This window comes from Guptibacillus hwajinpoensis, from assembly GCF_001039475.1.
GTDB classification, from domain to species: Bacteria; Bacillota; Bacilli; order Bacillales; family Guptibacillaceae; genus Guptibacillus; species Guptibacillus hwajinpoensis.
In genome coordinates, this window is sequence record NZ_LELK01000001.1 from 744,586 (window position 1) to 758,020 (window position 13,435).

Here is a 13,435-nt window from a genome sequence, read left to right on the forward strand (position 1 = left end):
GAGTAACTATTTTTTTGCAAAATCAAACGTTATTTTTTTGTCAGCGGCACTCCAAACAAGTGCTGCATCAAACGTACCTTTCTTGCTTTTCAGTCCATTGATCACATTTGTTTTACCATCGGTTAATAGTTTCTTAGCATTCGTTTGCGAAATTGGTTTACCGAGAATTCGTTTTGATATCGTAAAGGGACATTTTGATTTTGAATAATTGCTACATCCATACAACTTCCCTTTATCAATGACTTCCGATCCACACAATGGACAATCCCCTATTTTCTTACCTAGAGACTTTTTAGAAACTGTAGAAGGTTCAATTTTAATGTCTTTTAAATCCCACGTTCCAGAAGCTTCAATCGCATCCGATGTTAATTTCGCAGCAAGTTTTTTCACAGATTCCATGAAAGCTTGTGGTGAGGCGTCACCGCTCCCTATTTGTTTCAACCGCTGCTCCCATTTGGCTGTCATTTCTGCACTGGATAACACGGCATTACCGATTGAATCAATGAGTAAAACCCCTTTATCTGTCGCGAACACCTGGTTTTTTACTACGTCGATGTATTTCCTGTCTTTTAACATTGTAATAATTCCAGCCCTGGTTGCTTCGGTACCCAATCCTTCCGTATCCTTTAAGATCTTCTCGAGCGATTCGTCATCAAGATGTCTTCCGGCGGTTTTCATCATGGTAATTAATTGACCTTCAGTAAATCGTTTTGGAGGCTGTGTTTTCCCTTCAGTAACTTCTGCAGATACTACCTTACCAGCTTCGTCTTTTTCAATCAGTGGCAACTCTTCATCTTTTTGTGTTGATTTAATAATACGTTGCCACCCCTCCTGGATTCGAACCTGACCTTTCGATTGAAATAAAGCACGATCATCTACAAGGGTCATTAACGTAGTGTAGTCTACAATTGCGACTTCTTCATGTGCCGCTAGAAGACTTCTCGCAATTAGATCATAGATCTTCGCTTCATCACCTGATAGCTTATCCATGTTAGGAACTTGTTCAGTTGGAATGATCGCATAGTGATCGCTAACTTTAGCTGCATTCACAAACCGTTTGTCATTCATAATTGACTCACGCTTTAAAGGGAATAAATCATTGTATGCTGACTGCTTTTGCAGTTTTGCTAGAATTGAAGGAAACTCTGCAGCCTCCTCTTTCGTAACAAAACTAGAATCACTTCGGGGATAAGAGATAATCCCCCTTGTATAGAGCTTTTGAGCTATGTCTAACGTTTTTTTGGGTGAAAACTTATACCGTTTATTCGCTGTCGATTGGAGCGAAGATAGTTGAAATAGAAATGGTGGCTTGTATTGCTTTCGTTCCTTCTTAACATCACTCGCTAGACAATCTTTGTTCTGACAAAACTGAGCAATCTTATTAGCCATTTCCGGCGATTCAATTCGCGTTTGATCATCTTTAATCCATTTGCCGACAACACGTTTTCCATTGTAATCGAACGTTCCCTTTACTTCCCAAAATGGCTCTGATTTAAAGTTTGCAATTTCTTTTTCTCTTTTGACAACTAGTGCAAGCGTAGGTGTTTGCACCCTGCCTGCAGAGAACACATCCTGTACTCCTTTTTGCTTGAAAAGGAGCGTATAAACACGAGAAGCATTTATCCCAACAACCCAGTCAGCACATGACCTTGCATAGGCCTCAAAATAAAGGTTTCGGGTTTTCTCTTCATCAAGTAGTGCGTTAAATCCCTCTTTTACAGCTCGCTCAGTTAGTGAAGATATCCATAACCGCTTCATTGGCTTTTTACATCCCGCCTGATTAAGAATCGTACGGACAATTAACTCTCCTTCTCGCCCGGCATCTCCCGCATGAATGATGGATCTAACTTCCTTCTTATTCACTAATTCTTTAATAACTTTAAACTGCTTCCACTTTCCTTTTGTGACTTGATATTGAAATTGCTGTGGAATCATTGGCAACGTTTGAAGTGACCATTTCTTCCATGATGACTCATATGTTTCTGGTGGTACAAGTTCACATAGGTGGCCAACTGCCCATGTCATATAGGCACCTTCTGGGAAATCTGGATTTGGTTTTATGTAAATATATCCTTGCTTTTTCTCTGACGGGTAAGGCGCTGCAAGACGCGTTCCCTGATCTGGCTTCTCGGCGATAATACATACTGCTGCCAATCAAAACATTCCTCCCTGAACATGATGCACGCATCGTCTCTTTACTAGTATAGCGTACACTTGCTCGCATTTGATAGCACGTATTTCCTACATGGGAAAAAGAAGTACTGATGCATAAGATCAGTACTTCACATTAACACTATTAACTCTTCATATAAAAACTATCTTCTCGGATAACGGAATGTGTGGAAGATTCAATGCTTTTTTTCCTACGTTTGCGATAAGTATACATATGCGTTAAACCATATACAATACTATTAACCGCTAGAATTGTTAAGGCAAAAGCCGTAACGGGTGCAAGAACCATCCAAGGAAAGGATGATACATATTGAAAGTTTTGTGCAATCAACCCTGCCCATTCATTGGACATTGAGAAGACTTCAATAGTAGCTTCACCCTCAAGATCGTATTCCATAATTCTAACATCCGATCCACCAATAAACACATTCAGAAGACCGAGATGCGCAAAAACAATCAACACCTGACCGACTTGTTGAATAAAAACAACAAACAATTTAGGGTATAGAAACGGCGCCATATGTTTGCGGAAGATTTGAAAATGACTACCTCCCATCACTTTAGCACTTTCAATGAACTCCTTTTCTGCAATAAGATGCAGTTCATTTTGTACATAAAGTGATAAAACCGGCACGCTGATCAAGATAAGAACTAGCATCGGGAAAATCACTTTCGTTGATGTATCATAACTCCAGCTGAAGCTTAAGATGACAGGTGCGATTAGTACGTAGGTAAAAATCGTTACAGGTGCGTAATGCAAAGCATTTGCAAGGCCATCTAATAATCTTCGAAATGTTCCTGGAAGAAGGTACAAAATATATCCTCCAACAAATGAAACGACCATTCGAAAAAATGCAACGAGAATGGATAACCCTATTGTGAATTTTGCCCCTTCGAGAATTTTAAGCAAGAAGTTATTGCCATCAAGGTCACTACCTAGTGGAAATTTTGTTGACGGCGAAAAAGGAGCAAGTTCAACCGCGTTATTGTTCTCATCAAGCAGAACTTTTTGAGGCTCCTGCGGATCGGAAAACAAACCATACAGGATGCTTCCAATAAGCAATAATAGAATAAACAATCCACCGCCAAGTAATGGTTTATTATGTAGTAACGATATCTTCCTCATAACAGCTCCCCCTTACCATGTAACCAGCGCTCTAGTATCCATTGCATCCCAGTAAAGAATAAAAAGGAAGGAATAAATATCATAAATAAGGCGATGGTTACAATTTCAGGGTTTAACACGCCATGGTTAATAACAAACGTCATGAATCCTCTTACTTCAAAAATAACCTCAAGCATCACCAAATTTGCTAATGCAAAAAGAAAAATGCCTTTAAAGTGGTTAAATAACGTTAGTATAGAATTTCTAAAAATATGGACCACTAGGATTTTGCTTCGCTTTAATCCTTTCCCTCTTGCTAGCTCAACATATAGCTGCTGTTCTTCATCTTCAAATGAGACTAGCAAGTATTTAAAGATGTATAAAGCAGGGAGAAGAGCTAATACAACAATCGGAAGTAAAAAAGCTCGATCATTAAATCCACTCGCAATATTAAATAGAAGAATACCTGATGCTTTGTAAATCCAAATAATAGTCAATTGCGTAATCAATATAACAAAAATGTCTGGTAGCGACTCAAGAACAAAGAGGACTCCTTTTGGTAGAGCTCTCTTCTCTTTTGGTAGCAACATTGTGAGAATAGTGAGTAGGACTCCTAACACTAGTGCTAAGGTAAGCGAAGCCAAAAGATAAACCATCGATAGAAGATACGCATCAAAAAATTCAGGGAACAATGGTAGCTCTCTTCCTCGCTCGTAGTATTGAATCGCATTATCAGTAAAAAGTGGGTTTAACGTAGTCATCATATGCTTTATATATTCTTCAAAGTTGAGGACGATTGTATCGTAGATGAAAAGCGTATTTGTTAGTTCCTTTCGATCTACCATCTTTAAGACGTCTAATTGAGATTCCATATTGAAAAAGAGGTATGGAAGTGAACCTATCAACATGATTCCTATTGACGTTAAGGAAAATTGAATGAGTGAACGGGCAAGGTAAGTTTTGAACATTAACTGATTACCTATTGTTCCTCATTTGTGAATTCAACAACCTCTAGTTGATTGCCAGATGGATCTTCAACGATAAAGTAAAGACCTGGTGGACAAGGCTCCGGTTCATCAAAAAGGACATTTGCACCTCGATTTTTTAAAAGTTTAAAATCATGACCAATATTCTTTGATGAAATACCAAGTAGAACACTTTTCGAATCTGACAGATTGATTGAATTGTCCTCTTCTAAGACAATCGGGATGTTCTTATGTACAAGACTCACAATCTTTTCACTATATTTCTTTGATACTGTAAAATCGAACACCTCCGTATAGAATGAGAGCGATTCTTTCATTTCCTTTACCTTAATGGTTAGTACACACACTTGATTTAACAATAAAATTCCTCCTTTGAATGATGTAATGGAACATAATTTCTATACAACCTATAAAATTCCATATAAAGAATTCATTCCCTTCATTTTTATGAAAACGTTCGAGGTTGTTATTTTTAAAAGGCTGTTTTCGTAGTGATTGTTAAGATAAAAGTTGTGGTTAATTTCCGCTCCAGTGGGGTCTCACCTGTCCATCTAATCCCGCAGGAGTCGAGCACCTTCCGCTCCAATCTGCTAAGTGTAGTATTTAAACAAAAATTCTTTTAGAGGTAACAATCTTTAAGAAATGCTCTTTTCGTAAACATTGTTGCTATAGGAGTGGGCTAATCTCCGCTCCAGGATGCTCGCTTTCCGCGGGGCGGGCGGTGAGCCTCCTCGTCGCTATCGCTCCTGCGGGGTCTCACCTGTCCCGCTCATCCCGCAGGAGTCGAGCATCCTTCCGCTCCAATCACTAAGTGTGGTTTTTTTCAATATTTGTATCAACAGCAACAATCTTTTGAAAAGAGCCTTAAGAAAAGAGCCTTTTAAAATGCCGTTCTCGTACCCAAGATCGAACGTGGTTTTGATATAATAAGACAATCATGCATTGAAATGGAGGATTTGTGTGGATCAAGAACATGAGTATGAGAGGTCACGTAAAAAAGCTCATAAACGAAGATTGATTAAAACCATTATTACAAAATGCCGCTATTCTATTCAGTCCTTTTCTAAAGCAACTTGGAAAGGTTCTTCCTATGGAGCTATTTTTATTACAATGCTTCTCATAATTTCAATGGGATTCGATTTCTATTCTGGGCTAGGAAGAGCAGTAGATATCGGTATTTTTATAGTGATCGCCATTCCTGGAACCTGGTTAGCAGTTAAAGTTGGAACAATTAGTACCGGCTATATTAAGAAATTACCGTCTTTGTTTCTTGCTAGCATCTTTGTTTCAGGATTCGCTATCATTTATACATTAGATCAGTACCGAGAACTCGATCACATCCTCCCTCTCGCCTACACATTGCTAGGTGTTGGCATTGTTATAGGTGGATTAGTTGGTTATCCGCTAACGAAGGGTGTTAGGAAACCTGTTTCTTTTGTTTTACTTACTATAGGAATAATTGCATCCGGTGCTTTTTTCTACTGGCTGTTCACACCGGGCTTTGAAGACTACCGCTCTCAAATAGCAGTAGAACCCCTTTCGCCCGTTAGTTCCAACCCAGCAGGTAGTGGTAACTACTCTGTTCAAACATTTACATATGGAAGTGGAACGGATAAACAAAGAATAGCTTTCGGAAAACAAGTGGATTTAACATCTCAGGCTGTTAATGCTTCTGCTCTGATCGGTGAATGGTCAAAAGTACGTGAATGGTTCTGGGGATTTAAAGACACAAATGTGCCTCTTAACGGTCGAGTTTGGATGCCAGAAGGGAAAGGAGAATTTCCTCTTGTTCTTATTGTTCATGGGAACCACAAAATGGAGGATTTTTCTGATGAAGGATATGCCTATCTTGGTGAATTACTTGCAAGCAGAGGATTTATCACTGTATCAGTTGATGAGAATTTCCTGAACTCATCTTGGTCAGGAGGCGTTGCGGGAGATATTAATGGAAGAGCTTGGATTCTTCTACAACATCTTAAACAAATTGAGTCTTTTAACCAAAAGAAAGATACACCCTTTTATCAAAAAGTTGATATGAATGAAATCGCTCTAATCGGCCATTCTCGTGGCGGACAGGCTGCTATTCTAGCAGCCAAATTTAATAACCTAGAACGTTATCCAAATAACGCGACTATGCGCTTTGATTTTAATTACGATATTGAAACGGTCGTAGCCATAGCGCCAACGGATTATCAAACCCTCTCAGATCGAAAAATCGAGATGGATGATATTAATTACTTGTTGCTTCATGGGTCATATGACAGTGATCTATCAGAATTTGAAGGTGATCGTCAATATAACGGAATACAGTTAACCGGCGGTGATCAGGCCATGAAAGCAGCACTTTATATCGACCGTGCAAACCATGGACAATTTAATACAACATGGGGTGATAATGACACGTACTTCCCTTTTACGTTGCTATTGAATAAAAAACCATTGCTCAGTGGAGAAGAACAACGACAAATTGCTAAAACCTATGTGTCTGGTTTCTTAGAAGCTACATTACATGGGGATGAATCTTTTAAACCGATGTTTGAAGATTACCGCTATGCTCTCGAATGGCTACCGGATACGACTTATATTAATAAGTATGAAGATCCCTCTTACAGCATATTTGCTGATTATGAAGAAGACGTTGATGTGACGACTACCTCTTCTCCCTTTATCAATGTAACCGCTGGAAGTTTATTGCAATGGTATGAAGGAGAACTTGAATATAGAAGAGATAAAGAAAGGGCAAACCATGGGGTTTTCTTGAAATGGAATCCTTCCTACTCAAAAAACGGCCACTATACGTTAAACTTATCGAAACCACTTCAAGATCCATACGCGCTTAAGGAGAACAGCGAATTAACATTTACTGCGGCTAATCTATCTGAAGCTGAAGATCAGGAGTCAGTTGATTTTTCCGTTACATTATCAAGCAATGGTGAAACGGCTACTGTTTTGTTAAGTGACATTATGCCTTTGCATCCCGTTTTACCTGTAAGGCATACAAAAACCGTTTATTTTGAAAAAGATCGATACGGAGAACCAACTGAACCTGTCCTTCAGACATTTAACATTCCGATGTCATATTTTATGAAGGACAACCCTTCGATTGACCTTAAGAAGATCGATGCGCTTGCGTTTCAATTCAATCAGCCTTCGAAAGGGAGGATTTTCATCGACCAAATAGGTGTTAATCAAACCAACTAAGATAACACAAAAGGCTTTCCTTCACTAGTGAAGGAAAGCCTTTTGATATTAAGAAATTTTGCAAGAAGATTGACCACGTTTAGCAAGATAGCTTTGATGGTACTCTTCCGCACGATAAAACGTTGTCGCCGGAACAACTTGTGTGACGATTGGCTTCTTAAACCTACCTGATGAAGATAGCTTGCCTTTCGCGATCAATGCAGCTGATTCCTGCTCTTCCGTATGGAAAAAGACAGCTGAACGATAACGAGTACCAATATCCTCGCCCTGTCGGTTTAATGAGGTTGGATTATGATTATCGAAAAACACTTCAAGCAGTTCCTCATAAGAGATAAGTGATGGATCGAACTCAACACGAACTGCTTCAGCATGACCTGTTAATTCTGTATAAACATCTTCATAAGAAGGATTAATCGTTTCACCGCCTGTAAAACCTGCGGAAGTTGAAATAACTCCATTTAGTTGTTGAAAAAGTGCTTCTACTCCCCAAAAACATCCTGCTGCAAATGTTGCGTAATTCATCGTGCCCACTCCGTTTCCTATATTGTTAGCTACAGTCTCATTTCTATATATGTTCTCTAATTCGTTTAGTGGTAACATATAAAGCTGCTTTCCACCCTTCTTATAAATGCCTTTCGAAAGAAGGGTCTTAATAAGTTGTTGTTTTGCTTCAGTATTAATTAGTGTATGCAATGCCAGTCACTCCTCTACATTAAATTGATGCCAGATAGTGGGTGCATACGAAAAAACCCCCATCTGTCCGAACAGAAGAGGGTTTGGATATACCGAGCCTCTTCTTATTTTCCGACTTTCGCCGCAGGAATTGGCACGGTTCCTTATGAACATCCTGTTCATTGGTCCGTTGCCGAGGTATCTAAGGGCCAGTCCCTCCACCTCTCTGAATAAGAAGATCCTTTAAAACAAAGGATTATTAAGTTATTCCCAATAATAAATGCTTTGGAAACTGATGTCAATAGGTATGCACACATTAGTATGCTAAATCACAAAAGAGATAATAAAATACCCTACTGCAGCGGTTCCAGCGCCTATTAATGCCGGTCCCAGTTTGAATTTAGCATATGTCATTGGATTTAACTTAAGAATTCTTGCAACCGTGTTTGTGTCGTCACTTAAAGGAGATGAAAAAGCTCCAAATGTCCCACTAGCAAATACCGCTCCAATAACTAGTGGTAAATCAGTTCCTGTGGAGTATCCAAGCGAAACACCAAGCGGCATTAGAATGCCCCATGTTCCCCACGATGAACCGATAAAGTAGGAAATAAATGCTCCAACTAAAAAAAGGACGGGTGGTACAAAAAGTGCTGGAATCCAATCCAAATTTGATGTTACGAAAGTTGAAAAACCAAGCGCCTCCGTTGATGCAGCTAGTCCCCATACAACAGTTAGTAAAACGATAACCGGCATCATCTCGTTGCCTCCTTCAATGAAGAAGGTCACAAGCTCTTTGAGAGAAAAGCGCTGAAATAAGTAGAAAAGAAATGTTAAGAGAACAGTTGTAAGTAGTGCAAAAACCATCGCATCAAGAACACTTGCTTCAATAAACGCCTCGATTGGAGTTGTAAATCCTTTTTGATATCCACTCCAATAAGTTAGTAAGAGTGTAAGAACGATAACACCGACTAGCGGGATTAATAAGTTCAACGGTTTTGATGGGAGGTTCTTTGCAACAGCGGGATGACAATCTTCCCACTGATCATCTATCTCCTTCTCTTCATTACCCGCTTCCGTAGATGGTTTTTTGCGATGATGGAAGAAGCTTAGATAAAAACCTATGATGATAATACTAATGGAGAAAAAATTATAGGGAATGCTTTGGAGAAATAAACGATAGCCATCTCCTTCTATCCCCTCTGCTCGGATGGAAAGTTGAACAACGGAAGACATATAGCCAACAAAAGCTGTCGCAATTGGCATAAGTACAATAACAGGTGTTGCTGTTGTTTCAATGACAAAGCCTAATTCTTGTGGCGTAATTTTCACTTTGTTAAGAAGTGCTTTCATAATTGGTGCTACCGTGACGATTCGAAAGCTCGGGGCGCTAAATGTACCTAAAGTAGAGATCCATGTAAGAAAAAGCGCTCCTTTTTTCGTACTTATCTTCTCTGAAGCAGCGTGAACAAAGCCTTTTATCCCTCCAGTAAACTTCATCATACCGATAAGTCCAGTAAACATATAAAGAAAGAGAATAATCTTAATATTACTCTCATCCTTCAACCCGCTCATAATAAACGTATAGAACTGCTCAAGCCCAATGAGGGGACCTGTTTTATAAATAAACGACGCGGTAAGAAGTCCTGCAGTAAGACCCGGAATCACAAGCTTTGTTTTCACCGCAACAATGATCACAACAACGAATGGTAAAATTGACAACCAACCCAATGACTCATCCCCCCTTCGCTACTAGTCTGCGCTAGGAGGAAATAGCTATACAAAAAGAGGCTGGGACATAAGTAAATAACTATGAGAAAAACCCGAACAATTCATTTGAATCACATCGGGTTTTTCGTAATTTACAGATAAACAACCGCTTCGCCAACATACTTCGCTTTCCGCGGGCACGGCCTCAGTCTCCTCAGAAAGCAAAAAACGCATTCGTGCGGGGTCTTCGGACTCGTGCTGTTCCCGCAGGAGTCTACGTATGTTGGCTACGCTAAGGTCTTACTCTAAACATTCAATATTCGCGATTTCCTTCATGTATTTTAGTTTTGTCCCAGCCTCTATGTGATACATAATGCATGATGATAGTTCAACTCTGAAATCGATGATGCGCCAATCCCAAACATGGCCGTTCTTAATTCAAATTCAATACGTTCAAGCTGATCAGATAGTGCTTGTTCACTTTCATCTACAGCATTTTCAAGAAGAGCACGTCCAAAACCTGCTACATCTGCACCAAGTGCAATGGTTTTGGCTGCATCAACGCCGTTTTTTAGTCCTCCACTTGCTATGATAGGGACATCTGAATGGTGCTTACGAACATCAATCAAACAATCGGCGGTTGAGTTTCCCCACCCTTGAAATGCTTCTGCAGCTTGTCTTCGCATTTTCTGATGTGATCGGTAGCTTTCCACCTGTATCCAAGATGTTCCGCCAGCTCCTGCTACATCGATAAAGTGTGCACCTGCGTCAATCAAGCGTTTTGCGCTATCAGAATCAATTCCCATGCCAACCTCTTTAATACCAAGTGGTACAGGTATCTCTTCAGCGACTTTTTTAATTTTGGCTACTAGATCCTTGAAATTGGTGTCTCCTTCAGGCTGAAATACTTCTTGCAGAGGATTAAGGTGCAGAAGCAAGGCATCTGCTTGAATAAGATCAATTGCTCGTTTGCATTCTTCAATTGTGAAGCCGTAATTCAGTTGAACAGCACCAATGTTTGCAAGAATCGGAATAGAAGGTGCATGCTTTCTTACTTCGAATGAATAAACTGAGCGGGATTCTTGAATAGCCGCACGCATAGATCCAACACCCAGCGCCCATCCATGTCGTTCAGCTGCTTTAGCCAATCGTTGATTAATTTCCCAGGCACGGTTCGTTCCACCTGTCATCGAGCTAATGAGAAAAGGTGTTGCTATTTTCTTATTGAGAAAGGTTGTTGAAAGATCGACATCCTTATAATCTATTTCTGGTAGAGGATTGTGTTTAAACCGATACCTTTCAAGACCTGTAGACAATCCTTTCCCTTCTACTTCTTCTGTAAGACAAATATCAATGTGCTCATTTTTGCGTTTTTCAGTTTGATCAAATTCAAAATGATTCATCGTAAGTCCCCCTGTACTGCTCTCTTTTCATTTGTTTTCTTAATAACGGCTTAAATCGATATCGATTGTACCGTTGAATCATAATAAATGGGATGTTAACGAGCAGTGCATACCCAACCATGACCCATCCCACTAATGGAGGATTCCATAGAAAAAACAACATTGCGGGCGGAATTAGAATCCAGTGAGTTAGCTCTGCTCGTCTCGTTTCAAGTATAAACTTTCTTATATAAGAAGCTGATAATGTCTTTAACTCTTTTTTTCGAAACCCGCCTCGAAAAACGCCTCCACCATCAGGCAGGATCGTTTTCCACTTGCGAATTCCTACAGTCTTGTACAAACCGTGTTCCCATTTTTTTAGATCGGTCTTTGATTTTTCTGTTTCATAAAAGGAATCTGGCAGTCGAAGGCAAATATAAGATAGTACAACATGTATAATTAACCACGCAAGTATATTTACGATTATAAGTAAGGTAATGGACAATTCGATAACCTGCACAGACAATCCTCATTTCATAGTTTGGTTTACATGTCCTAATTTAAGGTAATAGTCCTGTTAGGAACATACTCCTAGCACGTTCAAGGTGTTATGATTCCTTTACAAAAGTTATACCTACACTATACAATGACAGTGATCAAAAGTCGACGAATGACTTTTAATTGATGAAGGAGGAGAAGAAATGGGCAAAAAAACAATCGTAATTGGGGCCGGATTAGGTGGGCTCTCAGCAGCTATTCGCCTTGCTGCGGATGGACATGATGTAACGATTCTTGAGAAAAACGAACGTGCTGGTGGTAAGTTGAACAAGCGATCGGGACAAGGGTTTAATTTCGATACAGGTCCTTCCATCTTAACAATGCCCTGGGTTCTAGAAAAGCTCTTTAATAGTGCAGGTCGCAATGTGAGCGACTATATGACAATTAAGCGGATCGAACCACAATGGAGAACGTTCTTCGAAGATGGTGCACAGATAGACGTGACGAGTGATATTGCTGTTATGTTATCTGAAGTACACAAACGCTCTGAAAAAGACTACTCCAATTTCCTCTCCTATTTAGACTATTGTAAGACAATGTTTGATTTAAGTTTAAAGAGTTTCTACAAAAAGAGCTTATCTGGTATTCAGGATTTGCAAAAGCTACATACATTTAAAGATCTTCTCACAATGAACCCTATGAAATCCATGAGCCAAGCTACTGAGAAGTATTTAGATGATAAACATCTACAGCAATTATTTAATTTCTTCATTATGTATATCGGTTCTTCACCTTATCACTCTCCTGCAATTCTTTCGCAGCTTGTGTATGTTCAGCTTGGACTAGGCATTTATTATGTAGAAGGCGGGATGTACAAGATCGCTGAAGGCATGCTTAAGCTTTTAGACGAACTGGGCGTAGACGTTCAAGTGAATACTGAAGTTGCTGAAATTCTAACAGTAAATAAAAAAGCAGCTGGCGTTAAATTAGCAAGTGGACATACAATGGAAGCTGATTTAGTTGTGAGTAATCTTGAAGGAATTCCTGCTCACGAAACGCTGTTAAAAGGTGAACCTGGCGCTGAAAAAGTGAAGAATGATCTTAAGAAATATACGCCAACTGTATCAGGATTGGTCTTACTGCTTGGTGTTAACAAAACGTTTGATCACCTAGAACATCACAACTTCTTCTTCTCGAAAGATCCAGAGCTCGAGTTTAAGCAGATTTTCGATGAAGGGATTCCAGCGGATGATCCGACTGTATATATCGGTGTTTCTTCCAAGTCTGACCCTTCCCAAGCTCCTGAAGGGAAAGAAAATCTATTTGTGCTAACGCACGTTCCACCACTTCAACCTGGTGAGAGCTTTGAAGAATATCGTGGGAAGTACCGCGAAATTGTATTAGATAAACTCGAAAGAATGGGCATGACCGGTCTTCGTGAATCAATTGAATTTGAATATCAATTTATTCCGGATGATATTCGTGATTTATACGGTTCAAACGGTGGATCTATTTACGGCGTTGCGACTGATCGTAAAGTGAATGGAGGATTTAAGATTCCTTCTAGAAGCTCTCTTGTTGATAATCTGTATTTTGTAGGTGGATCGACTCACCCTGGTGGTGGCGTTCCAATGGTTACTCTATCCGGACAATTAACTGCAGACTTAATTGCTGAAGATCAGAAACTGAAAGACGAACAAACTGGCTGAGAA

The 13,435-nt window shown here is 39.7% G+C and carries 10 protein-coding genes and 1 riboswitch; of the genes, 2 read left to right on the forward strand and 8 right to left on the reverse strand.

Annotation, left to right across the window (positions count from 1 at the left end):
• Nucleotides 1–6: 6 nt before the first annotated feature.
• The 4 genes from AB986_RS03730 to AB986_RS03745 all read right to left on the reverse strand — a co-directional run bounded on the left by AB986_RS03730 (nt 7) and on the right by AB986_RS03745 (nt 4,622).
• On the reverse strand, nt 7–2,154 hold the full coding sequence (locus AB986_RS03730) for a DNA topoisomerase III (RefSeq protein ID WP_152670913.1): 2,148 nt from the start codon (nt 2,152–2,154) through the stop codon (nt 7–9).
• A 142-nt stretch (nt 2,155–2,296) separates the two neighbouring features.
• Nucleotides 2,297–3,298 (reverse strand): ABC transporter permease subunit, encoded by a 1,002-nt coding sequence (locus AB986_RS03735; RefSeq protein ID WP_048309536.1) that lies wholly within the window; start codon nt 3,296–3,298, stop codon nt 2,297–2,299.
• Nucleotides 3,295–4,245, reverse strand: coding sequence for an ABC transporter permease subunit (locus AB986_RS03740; protein WP_048309538.1), 951 nt, complete (start codon nt 4,243–4,245; stop codon nt 3,295–3,297). The genes AB986_RS03735 and AB986_RS03740 overlap by 4 nt, the downstream gene beginning before the upstream one ends.
• Nucleotides 4,246–4,256: 11 nt before the next feature.
• Nucleotides 4,257–4,622: a VOC family protein gene (locus AB986_RS03745; protein WP_053216025.1), complete on the reverse strand. Its 366-nt coding sequence runs from the start codon at nt 4,620–4,622 to the stop codon at nt 4,257–4,259.
• A gap of 601 nt (nt 4,623–5,223) precedes the next feature.
• Between AB986_RS03745 and AB986_RS03750 the strand changes: the two genes are divergently transcribed.
• Nucleotides 5,224–7,464, forward strand: coding sequence for an alpha/beta hydrolase family protein (locus AB986_RS03750; protein ID WP_053216026.1), 2,241 nt, complete (start codon nt 5,224–5,226; stop codon nt 7,462–7,464).
• Between the two features lie 48 nt (nt 7,465–7,512).
• Here the strand turns inward: AB986_RS03750 and msrA are convergent, their stop codons facing one another.
• From msrA to AB986_RS03770, 4 genes are all read right to left on the reverse strand, one after another.
• Nucleotides 7,513–8,157, reverse strand: coding sequence for a peptide-methionine (S)-S-oxide reductase MsrA (gene msrA, locus AB986_RS03755; protein WP_084006386.1), 645 nt, complete (start codon nt 8,155–8,157; stop codon nt 7,513–7,515).
• A gap of 101 nt (nt 8,158–8,258) precedes the next feature.
• Nucleotides 8,259–8,373, reverse strand: a riboswitch (SAM riboswitch).
• An 87-nt stretch (nt 8,374–8,460) separates the two neighbouring features.
• The gene (locus AB986_RS03760) at nt 8,461–9,864 is read right to left on the reverse strand and encodes a Na+/H+ antiporter NhaC family protein (protein ID WP_048309540.1); all 1,404 of its coding nucleotides are present in this window, start codon (nt 9,862–9,864) and stop codon (nt 8,461–8,463) included.
• Between the two features lie 338 nt (nt 9,865–10,202).
• Nucleotides 10,203–11,246 carry a type 2 isopentenyl-diphosphate Delta-isomerase gene (gene fni, locus AB986_RS03765; protein ID WP_048309541.1) on the reverse strand — a complete coding sequence of 348 codons (1,044 nt, stop codon included), beginning with the start codon at nt 11,244–11,246 and terminating at the stop codon, nt 10,203–10,205.
• Complete coding sequence (locus AB986_RS03770; RefSeq protein ID WP_053216027.1) at nt 11,233–11,745, reverse strand: glycosyl-4,4'-diaponeurosporenoate acyltransferase CrtO family protein; 513 nt, start codon at nt 11,743–11,745, stop codon at nt 11,233–11,235. The genes fni and AB986_RS03770 overlap by 14 nt, the downstream gene beginning before the upstream one ends.
• A 181-nt stretch (nt 11,746–11,926) precedes the next feature.
• Between AB986_RS03770 and AB986_RS03775 the strand changes: the two genes are divergently transcribed.
• Nucleotides 11,927–13,432 (forward strand): phytoene desaturase family protein, encoded by a 1,506-nt coding sequence (locus AB986_RS03775; protein WP_048309543.1) that lies wholly within the window; start codon nt 11,927–11,929, stop codon nt 13,430–13,432.
• The last annotated feature ends 3 nt before the right edge of the window (nt 13,433–13,435 follow it).

Coding starts and splice junctions, on each gene's coding strand:
- AB986_RS03735 (WP_048309536.1), bottom strand. CDS start 3,298: ATGAGGAAGATATCGTTACTACATAATAAACCATTACTTGGCGGTGGA.
- AB986_RS03740 (WP_048309538.1), bottom strand. CDS start 4,245: ATGTTCAAAACTTACCTTGCCCGTTCACTCATTCAATTTTCCTTAACG.
- fni (WP_048309541.1), bottom strand. CDS start 11,246: ATGAATCATTTTGAATTTGATCAAACTGAAAAACGCAAAAATGAGCAC.
- AB986_RS03775 (WP_048309543.1), top strand. CDS start 11,927: ATGGGCAAAAAAACAATCGTAATTGGGGCCGGATTAGGTGGGCTCTCA.